General features: G+C 70.3%; 14 protein-coding genes. 10 read left to right on the top strand and 4 right to left on the bottom strand.

The features are described from left to right. The first annotated feature begins 154 nt into the window (after positions 1–154). The 6 genes from ACQCO7_RS37855 (at position 155) to ACQCO7_RS37830 (ending at position 6,328) form a co-directional block, all read left to right on the top strand. The gene (locus ACQCO7_RS37855; protein WP_464076042.1) at positions 155–979 is read left to right on the top strand and encodes an SAM-dependent methyltransferase; all 825 of its coding nucleotides are present in this window, start codon (positions 155–157) and stop codon (positions 977–979) included. A gap of 166 nt (positions 980–1,145) precedes the next feature. After that, entirely contained in the window at positions 1,146–1,562 is a 417-nt protein-coding gene (locus ACQCO7_RS37850; RefSeq protein ID WP_464076041.1) for a hypothetical protein, read from the top strand. Positions 1,563–1,670: 108 nt separating this feature from the next. Beyond that, positions 1,671–2,507, top strand: a complete 837-nt coding sequence (locus tag ACQCO7_RS37845; protein ID WP_464076040.1) for a polysaccharide deacetylase family protein — start codon at positions 1,671–1,673, stop codon at positions 2,505–2,507. A gap of 306 nt (positions 2,508–2,813) precedes the next feature. Beyond that, positions 2,814–3,227, top strand: coding sequence for an effector-associated constant component EACC1 (locus ACQCO7_RS37840; protein ID WP_464076039.1), 414 nt, complete (start codon positions 2,814–2,816; stop codon positions 3,225–3,227). A 7-nt stretch (positions 3,228–3,234) separates the two neighbouring features. Beyond that, positions 3,235–5,823, top strand: a complete 2,589-nt coding sequence (locus ACQCO7_RS37835) for a caspase, EACC1-associated type (RefSeq protein ID WP_464076038.1) — start codon at positions 3,235–3,237, stop codon at positions 5,821–5,823. Between the two features lie 169 nt (positions 5,824–5,992). Continuing rightward, positions 5,993–6,328 carry a 2Fe-2S iron-sulfur cluster-binding protein gene (locus tag ACQCO7_RS37830; protein ID WP_464077395.1) on the top strand — a complete coding sequence of 112 codons (336 nt, stop codon included), beginning with the start codon at positions 5,993–5,995 and terminating at the stop codon, positions 6,326–6,328. Between the two features lie 263 nt (positions 6,329–6,591). On the opposite strand, the gene ACQCO7_RS37825 is transcribed toward ACQCO7_RS37830, so the two are convergent. The 4 genes from ACQCO7_RS37825 to ACQCO7_RS37810 form a co-directional block, all read right to left on the bottom strand. Further along, the gene (locus tag ACQCO7_RS37825) at positions 6,592–7,404 is read right to left on the bottom strand and encodes a carbohydrate ABC transporter permease (RefSeq protein ID WP_464076037.1); all 813 of its coding nucleotides are present in this window, start codon (positions 7,402–7,404) and stop codon (positions 6,592–6,594) included. After that, on the bottom strand, positions 7,401–8,300 hold the full coding sequence (locus ACQCO7_RS37820; protein WP_464076036.1) for a carbohydrate ABC transporter permease: 900 nt from the start codon (positions 8,298–8,300) through the stop codon (positions 7,401–7,403). Before ACQCO7_RS37820 ends, ACQCO7_RS37825 begins: the two co-directional genes overlap by 4 nt. Continuing rightward, the gene (locus ACQCO7_RS37815; protein ID WP_464076035.1) at positions 8,297–9,577 is read right to left on the bottom strand and encodes an ABC transporter substrate-binding protein; all 1,281 of its coding nucleotides are present in this window, start codon (positions 9,575–9,577) and stop codon (positions 8,297–8,299) included. The genes ACQCO7_RS37820 and ACQCO7_RS37815 overlap by 4 nt, the downstream gene beginning before the upstream one ends. 156 nt (positions 9,578–9,733) lie before the next feature. Then, positions 9,734–10,777, bottom strand: a complete 1,044-nt coding sequence (locus ACQCO7_RS37810; RefSeq protein WP_464076034.1) for a LacI family DNA-binding transcriptional regulator — start codon at positions 10,775–10,777, stop codon at positions 9,734–9,736. 160 nt (positions 10,778–10,937) lie between these two features. Between ACQCO7_RS37810 and ACQCO7_RS37805 the strand changes: the two genes are divergently transcribed. The 4 genes from ACQCO7_RS37805 (at position 10,938) to ACQCO7_RS37790 (ending at position 15,538) form a co-directional block, all read left to right on the top strand. After that, positions 10,938–13,055, top strand: a complete 2,118-nt coding sequence (locus ACQCO7_RS37805) for an endo-beta-N-acetylglucosaminidase (RefSeq protein ID WP_464076033.1) — start codon at positions 10,938–10,940, stop codon at positions 13,053–13,055. An 11-nt stretch (positions 13,056–13,066) separates the two neighbouring features. Continuing rightward, positions 13,067–15,037, top strand: a complete 1,971-nt coding sequence (locus tag ACQCO7_RS37800) for a beta-N-acetylhexosaminidase family protein (RefSeq protein ID WP_464076032.1) — start codon at positions 13,067–13,069, stop codon at positions 15,035–15,037. Between the two features lie 166 nt (positions 15,038–15,203). Then, the gene (locus tag ACQCO7_RS37795; protein WP_464077451.1) at positions 15,204–15,425 is read left to right on the top strand and encodes a hypothetical protein; all 222 of its coding nucleotides are present in this window, start codon (positions 15,204–15,206) and stop codon (positions 15,423–15,425) included. Then, positions 15,371–15,538 carry a carboxymuconolactone decarboxylase family protein gene (locus ACQCO7_RS37790; protein WP_464077394.1) on the top strand — a complete coding sequence of 56 codons (168 nt, stop codon included), beginning with the start codon at positions 15,371–15,373 and terminating at the stop codon, positions 15,536–15,538. The genes ACQCO7_RS37795 and ACQCO7_RS37790 overlap by 55 nt, the downstream gene beginning before the upstream one ends. The last annotated feature ends 5 nt before the right edge of the window (positions 15,539–15,543 follow it).

Raw genomic sequence — 15,543 nt, 5'->3', positions numbered from 1 at the left:
CCTGCCTGCAAGCCAGTTGGACCCCAGCCTTGCCTCATGGCCAAAACCTTACGGTCCGTAGCGTCCGGTGGGCTCAAGTGGCTTTCGGCCAAAGGGTGTTCGCCTAGGGTGGCGTTCTGATCAGCGTTGTTCATCAGTCGCAGGAGGCTTTGCCGTGTCGGACACCCAGGACACCCACTCCCCCGCGGGCAAGGCCCAGGAGGCCCGCTCGCGGATCGACACGTCCACGCCTCACTCGGCGCGGTTCTGGAACTACTTCGTCGGGGGTAAGGACAACTACGAGGTCGACCGGCAGATCGGGGACCAGATCAAGGAGATCTTCCCCGGGCTGGTCGACGTCGCGGTGACGAGCCGCCACTTCCTCGGGCGTGCGGTCACCCACCTCGCCGGTGAGGTCGGGATCCGGCAGTTCCTGGACATCGGCACGGGTCTGCCGACCGCCGACAACACGCACGAGGTCGCCCAGCGCGTCGCCCCCGAGACGAAGATCGTGTACGTCGACAACGACCCGATCGTCCTCGCCCACGCCAACGCGCTGCTGACCAGCACGAAGGAGGGCGAGACCGCGTACCTCGACGCGGACATGTACGACCCGGCGGCGATCCTGGAGAAGGCGTCCGGGACGCTGGACCTCTCGCAGCCGGTCGCCCTGATGATCCTCAACACGCTCGGGCACGTCGGCGAGTACGAGCAGGCGCGTCAGCTGGTCCGCGACCTGGTCGCCGGGCTGCCGTCCGGGAGCCACCTCGTCATCAGCGACTCGACGGCGACGAGCGAGGGGATGATCGCGGCGTCCGACGCGTACAACAAGAGCGGGGCCGTGCCGTACTACGTGCGCAGCGTCGAGGAGATCGGCGGGTTCTTCGACGGCCTCGATCTGCTGGAGCCCGGGGTCGTGCAGGTCACCGAGTGGCGGCCGACCGAGGACACGCAGCGGGTGTACGTGGACGCGTACGGGGCGGTCGCGCGCAAGGCGTGAACTCCCTTACCGGGTAAGGCTTTTCACGGGCGGGGTCGGAGTCTGTCCGGCCCCGCCCCGGCATGTCGGTACGCGGACCCGGACTTGCCGGCCTTCGTCGCGGTGACGTGGGGGTGACGCCGCTGCCCGGCGGGCTGACGACCGTACCGCCCCCGAGCTGCGCGGGGTGCGCGCCGGGGCTCGGGGCACGGTGTCGTGCGAGGACAGGCCCGCCGGGGATTCCGGGCGGGTCAAAGGGACGCCGGGGAGCGGGCGTTGGGCTCAGCGGGCGTACGGCTTCACGGCATCCGAGGACGAGTCGCTGCTGACGTTCACCTCGAAGGTGGCCAACTCGTGTTCGCCGATGGTCGCGTGGATCAGGGCGGTTGAGGTGCCGCCCGCCGTGGACCAGACCGTCGACCGGATGTCGCTCGGCACGTCCGAGGACGACGACGCCGGTGGGGGCTCAGGCGCCCGCGGGGTCGGCGGACAAGGGGGTGACGGGCGGATCGGGGAGCCGCGCGAGGTCGTGGGGGCCGCGCTGTCCGACGCGTCGTCGTACACGACCGGGGCGACGCTGCGGGTGGACGGGGGAATGCCCTAGTCAGCGGGTTGTGCGATCGTGTGATCACGGAACCGTGGACGCCTGTTCGACATCACAACAGGTGAACGGGGACGGCGTACGGATCACACGGTTTCAGGGAGCAGCGCGATGCACTGGCGGATCAAGGGAGCGGTGGCGGTCTGCGCCCTTCTCGTCGCGGGTCTGGCGACAGGGTGTACGACCGAGTCCTCGGCGGTGTCCCGGCCGTCGGCGTCGCCGTCCGCGTCGAGCGCCGCACCCTCCGTGAATCCCCGGGCCGCCGTCGAGGCCGCGTACCGCAAGTGGGGGCTGAAGCCGCTCGCCGAGGCGCCGGAGCCGCCCGCCGTGAAGCCGGTCACGCTGAAGTCCGGCGGCGAGATACCGGTGATCAGCGAGATACCCACGAAGGAGAAGATCGTCTTCCTCACCTTCGACGACGGGACCGAGCAGGACCCCCAATTCATCACGATGATGCGGGAGTTGAAGCTTCCGATCACCATGTTCCTCACGGACGCGGCGATCCGCTCGGACTACGGCTACTTCACGAAGCTCCAGGCCCTCGGCAACCCCGTCGAGAACCACACCCTGTCCCACCCCAACCTCCCCACGCTGGGCGCGGACGCCCAGAAGCGGGAAATCTGCGGCCAGCAGAAGAAGTTGACGGACCATTACGGCACCGCGCCCCGCCTCTTCCGCCCGCCCTACGGCAACTGGAACGAGGCCACCCGCAGCGCCGCCGCGTCCTGCGGACTCCAGGCGATCATCCTGTGGCGCGAGTCCATGCAGATCAAGAACATGCAGTACCAGCTCCCCGGCAAGAAGCTGCGGCCCGGCGACATCATCCTGGCGCACTTCCGGGGGCCGTCGGAGCTGAAGGGCCGGACGATCACACAGATGACGGTGAACATGCTGCGGCACATCGAGGAGCAGGGCTTCACGGTGGCTCGGCTGGAGGACTACCTCTAGGGCGTGTTGCGGAAGTCCCGTCGTCCGCCCGGAGGGCGGGCCGAGCGGCGTCTGGTGCGTGCTCTGGGGGTCCCCCCTGCTCGAAGAGCTTGGGGGAGTGCCGGGCGGAAGCCCTCGTACTGGTTGTACGTGGGGTTTCGCCCGGTGCGGCGAGAGTGCGTGCCAGGCGTCGGGCGGCAGGCGGGACTTCCGCAACACGCCTTAGCACCCCGGAAGGCTTCCCGCCCGAAGTTTCCCCGGAGACTCCCGCAAAGCCCTGTGGACGGCCACACTGAAGGGGGCAAAACGGCTGCATCGGGGGACGGCATGTGGGAGAACGCTTCGGCTCCGGAGCGGGTGCGGGACGTACGGCTGGACGTCACACCCGACCCCGAACTCGACCCGGAGGCCGCCGAACGGCTGCTGCGCCGACTGCGGGCCGAACTCGCCGCGCTGGACGTCGAGTCGGCCCGGTTCGCACCCGGCGCCGCCGCTCCCGGGGGAGCGAAGGGGCCGGACGCGGTGACGCTCGGCGCGATCGTGGTGGCGCTCAGCGCGTCCGGCGGCGTGTTCACCTCGCTCATCGGTGCCGTACGGGACTGGCTCGGCCGCTCCTCCGCACGGCACCGGGTGTCGGTCACCGTCGACGGTGACACGATCGAGCTGGAGGCCGCGACGGACGCCGAACGGCGGGCGCTGGTCGAGGCGTTCGTGCGCCGCCACTCCGGCGAAGGCCGGTGAGCGGGCCGTGGGGCGCCGGCTCGCGCTGCTCGTCGCGACGTACGACCATCAGGACGCCACGCTGCGGCAGTTGACCTCACCCGCGCACGACACGGAGGCGCTGGCGGCGGTGCTGCGGGACCCGGACATCGCCGGGTTCGAGGTCACCACCCTCGTCAACGAGCCGTACCACCGCGTCGGTTCGGCGATCAGCGAGCTGTACCGCGACCGGCGCCGCGACGACCTCACCCTGCTGTACTTCACCGGCCACGGTCTCAAGGACGACCACGGCCGGCTCTACCTCGCGACCACCGACACCCGCCACGACAGCCTCCTGTTCACCGCGCTGTCCGCCGAGCAGATCGACCAGGCCATGGAGGGGTGCGCGTCCCGGCGGATGGTGCTGATCCTCGACTGCTGCTACAGCGGCGCGTTCCCGGCGCGTACGAAGGGTGACACCGAGGTGCACGCGCTGGAGCGGTTCCAGGGGCGCGGCCGTACGGTCCTCACCGCCTCGGACTCCACGCAGTACTCCTTCGACGGCGAGCGCGCGCAGGGGCAGGCCGCGCAGTCGGTGTTCACCCGGTACCTCGTGGAGGGCCTGCGCGACGGGAGCGCGGATCTCGACGGGGACGGCGACATCACGCTCGACGAGCTGTACGGGTACGTCCATGACCGGGTCGTGGAGGCGATGCCTCAGCAGCGGCCCAAGAAGCAGGACGACGTCGAGGGCCGGATCGTCATCGCGCACAACATCAACTGGCGCCTTCCGCTGCACCTGCGCAACGCTCTCGCGAGTCCGATGGTCGGTGATCGGCTGGGGGCGCTGGAGGGGCTGATGCATCTGCACCGGATCGGGAACGCGCAGGTGCGGGCGGCGGTGCTGGAGGAGGTGCGGCGGCTGGAGGAGGACGACAGCAAGCAGGTGTCTGCGGCGGCGACGATCCGACTGACGTCGCTGATGCCTCGGCCGGTGGTTCCGGAGGTTCCTGTGGCTCCGGTGGCTCCGGAAGTGGCTTCGGGAGCGGTTGCGGGGGTGGTTGGTGGGCTTGTGGAAAGGGAGCCGGAGGTCGAGACGGGGACGGTGGCCAGGACGGAGACCGGGACGGAGACGGTGACCGGAACGGAGCCGGGGATCGAGACGGTGGCTGGGACCGGGACGGTGGCGGGGACGGAGCCGGAGACCAGGTCGGAGGCCAGGGCGGGGACGGGCACTGAGGCTTTGGGGTCCGCTGCCGCACGTGCATCGGCACCCGAATCCACATCCGCACCGGCACCGGCAGACGCACCCGTCGCACCCGCACCCACACCCACACCCACACCCGCGAGCGAGGCACCTGTCCTGATCCCGCCGCTCCCCTCCGTCCCTCCCCGGCCCGCCGACCCCTCGCCCGCCCGCTCCCGAGCCACCGCATCCCCCTCGCGCCCCCGCAGACTCGCTCTCTCCACCCGCGCCAAGATCCTCGCCGCCGTCGTGGTGCTGGTGATCGGTGTGTCCGTCCCGGTGACCCTGGCCCTCCTCCAGGACAAGGGTGACGACTCGAACTCGTCCGCCTCGTCAGGCGGATCCAGACCCGCACCCGGTCCCGTCCTCCGCGCGGCTGCGTCCGACGTCGGCAGTTCAGCGGCGTTCAGTCCGGACGGCAAACTCATCGCGGCGACCGGCAGCAAAGGCGTACAGCTGCTGCGTGCGACGGACGCCGGGACCGTCAACACGTTCCCCGGTCAGGCGTACCCCCTGTTCAGCCCGGCCGGTGGCCTCCTGGCCACGGTGCAGACGGACAACGCCGCGAAGAAGACGGTCCGCCTGTGGAACCTGACCGCGAACAGCAGGACCGACATCGCCACCGGCGCTCCGTCGAGCGTCACGATGGCGTTCAGTCCGCGCGGCGACCTCCTCGCGACGGCCGCCGGTCTCGCCGCCAACCAGGACTACGGCAACCCGATCCGCCTGTGGAACACCAGCACGGGCAAGCTCGTCACCACCCTCACCGGCTTCGACAACGGCGTCCAGAGCATGGTGTTCACGCCGGACGGCAAGACGCTCGCGGCAGGTGCGGCGGGCAGTCCCGGCACGGTCAAGCTCTGGAACGTGACGACCGGCAAGGTCACCGCCACGCTCGCCACCGGTTACGTGATCGCCCTCAGCCCGGACGGCAGGACGCTCGCCACGAGCAGCGAGTTCGCCGCCGACCACAAGGCGAGCCTGTGGGACGTCACGACCGGAAAACGCGTCGCCGCACTCGCCGAAGGCCGTCCCCTCGGCTTCAGCGGCGACGGCGAACTGCTCGCGCTCATGGACAGCGGCAGCACCGTACAGCTGTGGCGGATCTCCGGCCACGCACGCGAACGCGCCTTCCCCGGCATGACCACGGCAGAGTTCGGCCCGTCCGGCGAACGCCTGGCCCTCATCTCCGAAACCGGCACGGTCAGCCTGCTCGACTACACGAGTTCCACCCCGGCGAAGACCCTCATGCCGCCGAGCAGCACCTCGGGAAAGACCCAGACGGTCGACTTCAGCACGGACGGCAGCGCACTGACGACGGCGGCCCAGGACGCGAGGGTGCAGGTGTGGATGCTCAACTGGTCCTCGTGGGTGTCACCTTCACCTTCGTGAGACGCCGACGATCATCCCGTACCCGTCTGGCGTCGTGACCGCGTGGAAGACCTCATCGGCACGCAGCACCCCGGCCGAGGCGGTCGCCGCTCTCGAAGCGGCCGTCCCCGGCCTGGCGTGTCAACGCCCCGGCGAGACGCCGCTCCGGAGCGCGCGGCGGGCCGGGTTCATGCCGCCGTTCTCCTGCGAGGCCGGGGACTGCGCGACCTGTATGGCGCGGCTCACGGCGGGAGAGATCAAGATGCGGGCACGCTGGACGCCGACGAGGTCGAGGAGGGCTGGGTGCGGCGGAGGCGGAGCCGTTCGGGCTCGTGGACCTCGCGGTGAATTCGCCGGTGGATGGCGGGAGTTGACGCTCTCGCCGGCCAACCGGCAGGCGGAGGAGGTCAAACGGCTGACGACCGGGAGGCCTACGCCGCGCGAGGCAGCCGGCGCCTTCGCGGAGCTGTGGGTGGCGGAGGAACACTGGGAAGCGGCAAAGAAGGTGATGTCCTGTGGCAGGTGAAGTACGCGTGGAGGAAGGGCCGTTCGGGCCGGAGGCGCGCCGGAGGCCGTGGCCGATGGGTACGCGGCGCGAGGGCCTGTGGCGCTCGTGGGCAAGCGGCTCGGCGGGACGTCGGCCGCCGCGTTGCCGCTGAGGCTGCGCGCCCTGGCGTACATCGGCACGGCCTCCCTCACCGACCCGCCGCTCAGCCCCCTGCACGGCAACCCGCACGGTCTTCCGCCGGTCCAGCCGGACAGCCCACCCCATACTCCCCGTACGCCCGCTCACCCCTTCACCCCGCCCTCCTCGACCCCCCGGAAGAAGAACCGCTGCAACCCGAAGAAGAACACCAGCACCGGCGCCACCGCGACGATCGTGCCGGCCGCCACCACCCGGGGGTTGTCGAAGAACGTGCCCCGCAGCGCGTTGAGGCCGACGGTCAGCGTGTACTTGTCCTGGTCCGACAGGACGATCAGCGGCCACAGGAAGTCGTTCCACGCCCCGACGAACGCGAAGATCGCGACGACGGCCATCGCACCCTTGACCTGCGGTACGCAGATGAGGACGAACCGTTTCCACACGTTCGCCCCGTCGATGACGGCGGCCTCCTCCAGCGCGACCGGCAGCGCGAGGAACGCGTTGCGCATGAGGAGGACGTTGAGGGCGGCGACCGCTGTCGGCAGGGCCACGCCGAGCAGCGTGTCGTTGAGCCCGAGCGACCGCATCAGCAGGAACTGCGCGACGATGACGGTCTCCCCAGGCACCAGCAGCGCGGCGACGAACACGGACAGCGCGAGCCCCCGCCCCCGAAACCGCAGCCGCGCGAGCGCGAACCCCGCGCAGGTCGCCCCGGCGACGTTCCCGGCGACCGAGATCAGGGCGACGATCGTGGAGTTGAGGAGGTAGCCCGGTACGGGGACCCTGCGCACGACCTCCTGGTAGTTCCCGAACGTCGGATCACTCGGCAGAAGTTGGGGCGGACGCGTGTACAGATCGTCCCCAGCGCCCTTGAAGGACAAGGACAGTTGCCACAGGAACGGCCCGACGAGGATCACGAAGACCAGCACCAGCAGCGCGTACCGCACCCCGCGTCTCACTCCGCGTCCCCGTCCCGCCGCCGCATGCGCAGTTGCACGATCAGCAGCGCGAGCGTGATCACGAACATGACGACGCTGATCGCCGTCGCGTACCCGGTGTCCGCCGAGAGCCCCGTCCCCTCCCGCTGGATGAGCATGGTCATGGTCATGTCCTTGCCGCCGGTACCGCCCGTGTTCCCGGACAGCACGTACACCTCGCTGAACACCCGGAACGCGGCGACCGACGACAGCACCCCGACCAGCGCCATCGTGGAGCGCAGCCCGGGGACGGTCACCGACAGGAACTTCCGTACGGGTCCGGCCCCGTCGACGGACGCGGCGTCGTACAGGGCCGTCGGGATGTGCGCGAGGGCGGCGAGGTAGATGACCATGTAGTAGCCGACGCCGGTCCACACGGTCACGAACATCGCGCTGATCAGCAGCAGCCAGCGGTCCGCGATGAACGGCACCGGTTTCGACACCAACTCCAGCCACGACAGGGCCTCGTTGACGAGTCCCCGGCTGTCGAGGAGGTTGGTCCAGATCAGCCCGACGGCGACGGCGGACATGACGACCGGCGTGTAGAAGGCACTGCGGAACACCCCGATGAGCCGGCCGGGCCCGCTGACGAGGCTCGCCAGCAGCAGCGGGAGCACGACCATGAACGGGACGACGCAGACGACGTACAGACTGGAGTTGAGCAGCGCCGTCCAGAACCGCGGATCGTCGCTCAGGCGGCGGTAGTTGTCGAGTCCGACGAACCTCCCGCCGCGCACCATCGTCGCGTCGGTGAAGGACAGGACGACGGTGTTGAGGAACGGGAACAGGACGAAGACGGCGGTGACGGTGAGCCCGAGGGCGAGGAAGAGCCAGGGGGCGGTCCACCAGCGGTGGGTACGGGTGACAGAGGCCGTCACGCCCGGCGGAGCTTCTCGTTGCAGAACGCCACCGTGTCGTCGAGGGCCTTCTTCGGCGACTTGTCCCCCTTGAGCGCCAGGGCGACCTGTTCGCGCAGCTCGTCGACCATGGCCTGGGAGAAGGCGGGCGGCCAGTACACGACGGCCCGCCCGATCTGCGCGGCGGCCTCGACACGGACCCGGCCCTCGTCGGTGCCGTCGTCCTTCGTGAAGTACGGGTCGTCCAGGGTGTGTTGCGTGGCCGGGAAGATCGCCGCCTTGTGGGCGAAGGCGAGTTGGTTCGCCCTGTTCGTCGCGAACTTGGCGAAGGCGACGGCCGTGGCGGCGTTGCCGGTCCTCGAACTCACCGCGAGGGACTCGATGTACATGTTCGGCGCGGCGTTCGCGACGATCGGCCCGATGGCGACGCTCCGGTAGACGTCGGGGGCGTTCTTCTTGAAGTCGGCGAGGTTGTAGGCGCTGCCGGGCAGCCAACCCAGCTCCCCCGCCTTGAACTTGTCGACCTCGCCGACCTGCTTCTCGTTGAGGATGTCCTCGGTGAGCGCACCGGCGTCGTACAACTCCTTGTAGCGGGTGAGGAGTTCGATGCCCTTGGCGCTGTTGAAGGTGAACGCGGTGGCGTCCTTGTTCATCAGCTCGACGCCGTACGTCCCGAAGGTCTCGATGACCGGGGTGCGGCCGAGCATCGAGTAGGCGCCCTTCGCGGAACCGGCCATCTTCTCGGCCTGGGTGAAGAGTTCGTCGTAGGTCTTGGGCAGGTTCTTCGGGTCGAGGCCCGCCTTGGTCAGGAGGGCGGTGTTGAAGAAGGAGGGGCCGGTGTTGAGGTAGAAGGGGTAGCCGTAGGTGCCGCCGTCGATGCCCGCCCAGGTCATGGCGTTCCAGGCGGCGGGGAGGAAGCCGGCCTTCGCGGTGGGGTCGGCCTTGGCGATGTCGAGGAGTTTCCCGGCGCCGGCCAGGGTGTAGCCGGCCTCGGGGCCGAGGTCCATGACGTCGGGGAGGGTGCCGGCCGCGGCGTCGGCGGAGAGTTTCTCGGAGTAGCCGTCGGCGGGCTGGTCGATCCACTTGACCTTCGTGCCGGGGTGTTCCTTCTCGAAGGCGGCGACGAGGCCGGTGAAGTAGCCGGCGTAGTTGCCCTTGAGGTTCCAGGTCTGGAAGGTGATCGAGCCGGTGACCTTGCCGTCGACCGGTCCGTCGGTGCCGCCGCCGGAGTCGTCCCCGCCGCCCACTCCGCACCCTGCCAGTACCAGGATCGCTCCTGCGATGCCGAGACGTCTCATCGTGAACTCCCTCGCGTCGGTCGGTCGGTTCGGCGAGTTCCCGTGCGTTCACTGCCCCGGCGGGTCGTGCCGGGGACGGCGAGAGCCGACACTAAGGCGCTTAAGTTGAGGGTGTCAACGGCCGGGGCAGGGTGGGTACATGTGGCTGATGGTCCGTCAATCCTCCTGATCTTCAGGTGAGTTGACGTCTGTGCTGGCGCGGGCGACCAGCGTGGGCACCAGTTCCGCCGGGTCCGTCACCGGCTCCCCGTCGAGCAGGTTCAGCAGCCGCCGGGCCACGTCCGCGCCGAACCCGACCGCGTCCCGGCGCAGCGCGGTGAGCGCGGGCCTGAGTGCCGTGCAGACCGGGGTGTCCTCCCAGACGACCACCGCGACGTCGTCCGGGATGCGCAGGGCGTGGTGGCGGACGACGTCCAGACCGGCGACGGCGAGCACCTCGTTGTCGTAGATCAGCGCGGTGGGGCGATGTGTGCCGGTGAGGGCGGTCTCGGTCGCGGTCTCGCCGGCCGCCGCCGAGAAGTCGGTGGACAGGGTCCTGAGGCCGGTGAACCCCAGGTCACGGCCGGTGCGTCGGAAGGATTCGATGCGGCGGTGCACGTGCAGCATCGCGGCGGTGCCGGACAGGTAGGCGACGTGGTCGTGGCCGCGTTCGCGCAGGTGGCTCATGACGGCGCGCATCGCGGCGGCGTCGTCGACGGGTACGGAGGACAGGTGGCCGCCGGGGTCGGGGCCGCCCGCGACGACGCCGGGCAGGCCGAGGGCGGCGACGGCCGCCGGGCGCGGGTCGTCCCGCCGCAGGTCGACCAGGACGACGCCGTCGACTCTTCCCTCGTGCCGCCACCGGCGATAGGTCGCGATCTCCTCTTCGACATGGGCCACCACCTGGAACAACAGTCCGTAGTGGCGTCCGCTCAGCACGGTCTGCATGCCGGTCATCAGGCGGTGGAAGAAGAGTTCGGTGCCGACGTCCCGGGCGTCGCGGGCGACGACGAACCCGACGGTCGAGGACCCGGCGCCGGTGAGGGCGCGGGCGGCCGGGTGCGGGGTCCAGTTCAGTTCCTCGACGACATCGAGGACGCGCCTGCGGGTGGCCTCGGAGACGCCGGGGCGGCCGTTCAGGGCGAAGGAGGCGGCGGCTTCGGATATACCGCAGCGCCGGGCGATGTCACGGAGGGTGGGACGGCGGCCTTCGGCGGCCATGGCGAACCTCGATGGTCGGTACGGCGCTCCCTCGCACGGGAACCTGACGTCGACGAGCACTCCCTCGCCCCATTGGCCTGATACGTCGTCAACTCCCTCTTGCGACACCGACTTTAGCGCTTTAGTGTCGGCTCTCGCCTTACCGAGGAGAGGGGATTCCATGCCCGTCGACGCGTCAGGCCCGTTATCCAGAGCCCTGCGGCGCCGCAGCCTTCTGCAAGCTGCCGGTGCCGGACTGCTGGCCACCGCCCTCCCCGCGACAGCCGTACACGCGCAGTCCCTCGCGGCGGCGGGCTTCGGCCCCGAACCTCCATTGATGCACGGCTACTCCGGTCCGCAGATCAAGTCGTGGCACCCGGACACCGACCGCCACGCCCGCTACCTGCGCTCCCGCGTCCCCCTCGCGACGCGCATCGCCCCCTTCGAGCCGACCCAGTCCCGCCGGGGCCTGGACCCCCGCCCTCGGCTGGCGGTGCTCGCCAACGACTACGTCCAGCCGAGCTGGGAGACCGAGGGCTACCCGTACGGCCCGGTCGCCGAGGCGTACGCGCTGCGCTTCTGGCAGTACCCCGACCTGTACGCCTCCTGGCACGGCCTCCCGCTGGACGGCCGCCACACCGAACCCAACCCGCCCTACGGCCTGTTGAACCTCCCCAACCCGGGCTACACGGACGCCGCGCACCGCAACGGCGTGCTGAGCCTGGGGTGTTGGTTCTGGCCGCGCCCGGAGAACTTCGCGGACATCGTCGAGAAGACCCCGCAGGGCACGTTCCCCCTCGCGGACCAACTCATCGCGATGGCAGGCTACTTCGGCTTCGACGGGTACTTCGTCAACCAGGAGGCCACCATCACGGCGGCCCAGGCGAAGCTCCTGATGGAGATGCTCGCCTACCTCGCCCGCAAGGCCCCGGCCGGCTTCCATCTCCAGTGGTACGACTCCCTCACGGTCGACGGCCGGATCTCCTACCAGAACGAGTTCAACTCGGTGAACTCCCCCTGGATCGTGTCCGGCGGACAGCCCGTCAACAGCAGCGTGTTCCTCAACTACTGGTGGAGTTCGGCCAAGATCCAGGCGTCCCGCGCCCACGCGCAGTCCCTGGGCCTCGACCCGTTCCACGTCGTGTACGCGGGCAGCGAGATCGGCATGTACCGCTTCGCCCAGCCCTACGACCCGCGCGCGATCTTCCCCGACGGCGGTGAGCCGCGTACGAGTTGGGCGTTCCTCGGCTCCGAGATGGTCTGGTACACGGTCGACGGCGACAAGAGCACGCTGGCGAGGCAGGCGCCGGTCTACGCCCGTGAACGCCAACTGTGGTGCGGACCCGCCGAGGACCCCTCGCGCACCGGCCGCACCCGGCAGCCCAGCAGCGGCAGCCCGCTCGACCCGGCGGGCTGGGACGGCACCGCCCACAACATCGTCGAGAAGTCGGTGATCGGCCAACTCCCGTTCGTCACAAGGTTCTGCACCGGCACGGGCGAGCGGTTCTTCGTGGACGGCGCGCAGGTCGGCGACCGGCCGTGGTTCGACATCGGCGTCCAGGACCTGTTGCCGACCTGGCAGTGGTGGGTCCGCGACGGCGCGGGCGCTGCGAGTACGGCGGTCCGCGCGGACTACGACCACACGATCGCGTACGACGGCGGCAACTCCCTACGGCTGACCGGCGCGCTCGGGGCGTCCGCGTCGGCTGTCGTGCGCCTCTACAAGACGCGGCTGCCGCTGACCTCGGCGTCGACCGCCTCGCTGGTGCACCGGGGTTCGACCGGGACGGCGGCGCTGCGGCTGGGGTTGGTGTTCGAGGACGCTCCCACCGAGGTGGTGTGGATCAACGCCGGTTCGGTGTCCGGGAGTTGGACGCGGTGGACCGGCAACCTCGGTGCATGGGCGGGCCGTACGGTCGTCGCCGTACACGTCTCCCTGCTGGCCGGGACCGGGGGCGCCTCCGGGATCGCCGTGAACCTGGGCGAGTTGCGGATCGCGGACTCGGGGCCCGATCCGGCGCCGGGGTGTCCGACCGGGTTCGCCGTCGAGCGGGCGGTGACGTCCGGGGACGCCGCGAGTGTCTATCTGACCTGGGATTTCGTGCCGTCCGAGGTGGCTCGGTACGACATTTTCCGGCGCACTTCCGAGGGGCGGCGGTGGCTGGGGCGGACGTACGACGGCGCGTACTGCGTGTCGCCGTTGGACCGGGGCGGTGACTCGGTGACGACGCTCGAACTGGAGGCGGTGTCCGTGACCGGGCGCCGCAGCTGTGCCGCCTCGACCTCGCTGGCCTGGTAGAAGGGAACGACATGGGCCTCAGGCTGACCGTCGCCGCGCTCGTCGTGTCCTGCGTGTTCGCCACGCCCCCACCCGCGACCGACACCACGCCCTCGCCGACGCCCCCGACCAACACCGCGTCCGCAACCGATCCCGCACTCCCCCAAGTCACCCCGCAACCCCAGCAGTTGGCAGCGAACGGCACCCCCCTCACCGTCCCGCCCCGGGTCCACATCCGCACCGCCGGACAACAGGACCGCCCCACCCACGACCTCGTCGTCTCCACCCTCCGCGCCGCAGGCGCCACGGACATCGACGAAGCCCCCTTGCCCGCAACGGGAGTTGACCCGGCCGACCTCACCGTGGTGATCGGCGGCATCCAGGACACCCGGATCGCCGACGCCCTGCGCGCGGCCGGCGGACAGGTCCCGACCACCCTCCCCGCCGAGGGCTACGCGCTCGCCTCCCGCGCGGCGCCCGGCGGCGGTTCGGTGGTCCTCGCGGGCGCCGACGCGAGCGGCATGTACTACGCCGCGCAGACCCTGCGCCAACTCGCCTCCGACACAAGCCTCGCGGCCGTCTCCGTCGTCGACCATCCGCTCATGGCGCTGCGCGGCGCGATCGAGGGCTTCTACGGCAGTCCCTGGACCCACGCGGAGCGCCTCGACCAACTCGCCTTCTACGGCGCGCTGAAGATGAACACGTACCTGTACGCCCCGAAGGACGACCCGTACCACCGCGAGCGCTGGCGCGACCCGTACCCTCCCCAACTCCTCGCCCAGCTCGGCGAGTTGGTACGCCAGGCAACCGACCACCATGTCCGCTTCACCTTCGCCCTCTCCCCCGGCGTCTCCATCTGCTACAGCTCGGCCGCCGACCGCACGGCCCTGGAGGCCAAGCTCCAGGCCGTGTACGACCTCGGAGTGCGCAGTTTCTCCGTCCCGCTCGACGACATCAGCTACACGCGCTGGAACTGCACGGCCGACCGGACGGCGTACGGAGCGCCCTCGCAGCAGTCGGCGGCGCAGGCGCAGGCCGGTCTGCTCAACTCCCTGCAACGGCAGTTCCTCGCCACCCGCCCCGGAACCCAACCGCTCCAGATGGTCCCGACCGAGTACGGGGACGTCACGGACACCCCCTACAAGAAGACGATCCGCGAGCAACTGGACCCCCGCGTCGAGGTGATGTGGACGGGCACCGACACCGTCCCGCCCCGCATCACCGTCCAGGACGCGTCGCGCGCGGCGGCGGTGTGGGGCCGCAAGGTGTTCCTGTGGGACAACTACCCCGTCAACGACTACGGCCAGGCGGAGGGCCGCCTCCTCCTGGCTCCCTACTCCGCGCGCGAACCGGGCCTGCACGCCCAGCTCTCGGGCCTGGTCCTCAACCCCATGAACCAGGCGGCGGCCAGCAAGGTGGCTCTCTTCGGGGGCGCCGACTTCGCCTGGAACGACACGGCGTACGACGCCCAACGAGCGTGGCGGGCAGCGGCGTCCTACCTGTCGGGCAACGACCCGACGACCGTCGAGGCGCTGCTGGCGTTCTTCGACGTAGAACACCTGGCGCCAACGTTCGGCGCGTCACCCTGGCAACCCCAAGCCCCCCAACTGGCGGCAAGACTGGGCGAGTTCCGCGCAACCTGGGCATCCGGTGCCAAGGGCTCCGCCCTGCGCAGCCTCCGCCCGTACGCCCGACTCCTCACCGCCACCCCGGACCGCATCACAACAGGCGTGACAGACCCGGGTTTTGTCGCCGACTGCACCCCTTGGCTGAACGCCCTCCGCCTCTGGGGCCCGGCCTTCGAACGAACCCTGGACGCACTGACGGCCCGCCTCTCCGGCAACGAGCCTGAAGCGCAACGCCTGTTCACCGAGGCGTCCAGCCTCGCCACGCGCGCCGGCGCCATCCAGACGATCCCCGGCGAGACCCGCCCACAGGGCCCGGTACGGGTCGCGGACGGCGTCCTGGACACGTTCCTGACGGAGGCGCGCTCCCTGCGATGACGTGATGGGCCAGCTCCCGGGTCCCGGCGGCACGTCACGCGTCGTCCCGGTGGACCGTCCCGCCCTTCATCACGAACACCACCTTCTCCGTGATCCCCCCGTCCGCTGCGCGCCGTACTTGATCTGATGACGGACGGCCTTGCGGACCTCGGCGACACCCTTGGCGATGGACGCCGTACAGGAGCGGTTCGGGCCGGTGTCCGTGCTCGTCAACGTCTCGTCGTCCAGCGCGCATTCGGGCCAGCCGTTCATGGCGCACTACGTCGCCGCGAAGGCGTTCCTCGGCTTCAGCGCTCCCCTCGTCCACCGGGGCACGCTCCCGAACTCGCCGTCCTGCGCGTCGCCTGGCGGCGGCGGTGCCGGTACGAGTGGGCCCATCACACCCTGACAGCCCGCCGACTCGGAATCACCGACGCCGAGTTGGCGAGCGTACGGCGCGGCGCCCCCGCCCTCGTCAACCGCGCCGTCGACGAACTCGACGGCGGGATGCCGGCCACCTGAACTCG

The organism is Streptomyces saintjeani, from assembly GCF_055409605.1.
Note: the sequence above shows the minus strand (reverse complement) of the source record. Positions and strands in the feature narration are given on the sequence as shown.

Coding starts and splice junctions, on each gene's coding strand:
- ACQCO7_RS37805 (WP_464076033.1), top strand. CDS start 10,938: ATGCCCGTCGACGCGTCAGGCCCGTTATCCAGAGCCCTGCGGCGCCGC.
- ACQCO7_RS37840 (WP_464076039.1), top strand. CDS start 2,814: ATGTGGGAGAACGCTTCGGCTCCGGAGCGGGTGCGGGACGTACGGCTG.
- ACQCO7_RS37800 (WP_464076032.1), top strand. CDS start 13,067: ATGGGCCTCAGGCTGACCGTCGCCGCGCTCGTCGTGTCCTGCGTGTTC.
- ACQCO7_RS37795 (WP_464077451.1), top strand. CDS start 15,204: ATGGACGCCGTACAGGAGCGGTTCGGGCCGGTGTCCGTGCTCGTCAAC.
- ACQCO7_RS37830 (WP_464077395.1), top strand. CDS start 5,993: ATGCCGCCGTTCTCCTGCGAGGCCGGGGACTGCGCGACCTGTATGGCG.
- ACQCO7_RS37815 (WP_464076035.1), bottom strand. CDS start 9,577: ATGAGACGTCTCGGCATCGCAGGAGCGATCCTGGTACTGGCAGGGTGC.
- ACQCO7_RS37845 (WP_464076040.1), top strand. CDS start 1,671: ATGCACTGGCGGATCAAGGGAGCGGTGGCGGTCTGCGCCCTTCTCGTC.
- ACQCO7_RS37810 (WP_464076034.1), bottom strand. CDS start 10,777: ATGGCCGCCGAAGGCCGCCGTCCCACCCTCCGTGACATCGCCCGGCGC.